This is a genomic window from Arthrobacter sp. Y3223164, from assembly GCF_059091005.1.
Genome location: NZ_JBNHGF010000430.1, coordinates 1 through 2,153, shown reverse-complemented (window position 1 = coordinate 2,153; position 2,153 = coordinate 1). Strand labels below are relative to the sequence as shown.

Annotated in this window: 2 protein-coding genes; both read left to right on the top strand. The window is 71.2% G+C overall.

The window, feature by feature from the left end; translation table 11 throughout:
- Positions 1-1,540, top strand: a 1,540-nt coding sequence (locus AC5RUJ_RS15025) for an amidohydrolase (RefSeq protein WP_494156114.1), incomplete at its 5' end; no start/stop codon positions are given.
- Positions 1,541-1,613: 73 nt separating this feature from the next.
- Positions 1,614-2,153 (top strand): thiamine pyrophosphate-binding protein (locus AC5RUJ_RS15020; RefSeq protein WP_494156115.1); only part of this gene is annotated, 540 nt, incomplete at its 3' end.

Sequence of the window (2,153 nt, the reverse complement as noted above, 5' to 3'; positions counted from 1 at the left end):
CGGCCTCGGCCTGCCGGACCCGAAGGAACACAACGCCGGCGGGGCAACGATCGTGCCGGGCTTCATCGACGCGCACGCGCACCCGCTGATGTACGGGCAGCTGAAGACCTGGGTGGACTGCGGGCCCGAACGCGCCGGCAGCATCCCGGAGATCGTCGCGCTGCTGAGGGAACGCGCGGCCGAGACCCCCAACGGGCTGCCGGTGCGCGGCTTCGGCTACGAGCACACCAACCTCGCGGAGGGCCGCCACCCCACCCGGCAGGAGCTCGACGAGGTCGCCACCGACCGCGAGGTCTACCTGATGAACGCCTCCGGCCACGGCGGCGTGGTGAACTCCTACACCTTCGAACTGCACGGCGTCACCAAGGACACCCCCAACCCGGCCGGCGGCGAATTCTTCCGCGACGCCTCGGGGGAGCTGACCGGCGAGCTCTCCGACGCCGCCTGCAACATCCTCACCGGGCTGGAGGGCGTGAAGATCGGCCACCACGGCCCGAACTTCCACCTGGCCGACGCCCCCGACGAGCACCTGCGCCAGCTGCAAATCGCCCAGGAGAACTTCCTGGCCGGCGGCGTCACCACCATCGGCGACGCCCAGGTGTCCCGCCGCGAGTTCGACATGTACCTGCGCATGGCCGAGGAAAACCAGCTCAAGGTCCGCGTCAGCATGTACCTGCTCTCGCACCTGCTGGACGAGGCCGCCGAAATGGGCCTGCACGGCCAGTTCGGCAACGCGCGGCTCAGCTTCGCCGGCTTCAAGTTCTACGCCGACGGCACCCTGGGCGGCTGGACCGCGTACTTCCCGGACGGCTACGTGGGCGACCCCTGCCGCACCGGCCAGCTCTACCACGACCCGGCCGACTACGCCGCGCTGATTTCCAAGGCGCACCGGCTGGGCCTGCAGACCGCCACGCACGCGCAGTCCCCGACGGCGCTGGAGATGGTCATCTCCGCCATCGAGGCCGCGCAGGCGGAACGCCCCGACACCGATGCCCGGCACCGGATCGAACACTGCGGGCTGCCCACGCTGGAGCAGATCGACCGGATGGCCGCCGCTGGCATCCATCCGGTCAACCAGCCGCAGCACTACTACAACTGGGGCGAGGGCGTGAAGGAAGCCGTCGGCACTCCGGGCGAGCGGTTCAACCCGCTGGGCGAATTCGCGGCAGCCGGCGTGCCGGTGACCATCAGCTCCGACGCCCCCGTGGCCGAGCCCCGGCCGCTGGAAGCCATCCAGGCCGCCACCAACCGGATCACCCGCTCCGGCGTACGGCTCGGTTCGGACTCGCTGCTCATCACGGCGCGCCAGGCGCTGGCGGCGCACACGATCAACGCCGCCTATACACTGGGCCGCGAGGACGACCTGGGGTCGCTGACCGCGGGCAAGCGGGCCGACTTCGTGGTCCTAGCCGCCGACCCGCTGGCCGTCGACGCCGCCGAGATCTCCCAGATCCCGGTCCTAGAAACCTGGGTGGACGGCATCCAGCGCTTCACCGCCGACCGCCCTGCCCGACTCAACGCGGAGGTCCAGCATGTCTGAGCACACCCCGGCCGCAACACCCACCGTCGCGCTGCCCGAGGGCGTCGTCGCCGATAACACCGGCCTGGCCGTCATGACGGTCCTGCGGAACTACGGCATCGACACCATCTTCGGCATCCCCGGCACGCACAACCTGGAGTTCTACCGCCACCTGGCCCCGCTGGGCATCCGCCCGGTGACCACCCGGCACGAACAGGGTGCCGGCTACGCCGCCGACGGCTGGGCACAGCAGACCGGCCTTCCCGGCGTCGTCATCACGACGTCGGGGCCCGGCCTGCTCAACGCCCTCTCGGCCGCGGGCACCGCCTATTGCGAGTCCCGGCCGCTGATCATCCTGTCCCCGGGCGTGCCCGAGGGCGAGGAGTTCGCCGACATCGGTTCGCTGCACGAGACGAAGGACGCCACGGCCGCCGTCGGCGCCATCGTCGAGTGGTCGCGGCGCGTCACCTCGGCCACCGAGGCGGTGCAGGGCATCCATGACGCCTTCGAACTCTTCCGCTCCTCCCGGCCCCGACCGGTGCACATCGAGATCCCGCTCAATGTGCTTGAGGGTCCCTCGGACGCGCCGGAGGACCTGCTCCGCGCCGCCGAGGCCCCGGCGCCGCGGGCAGCC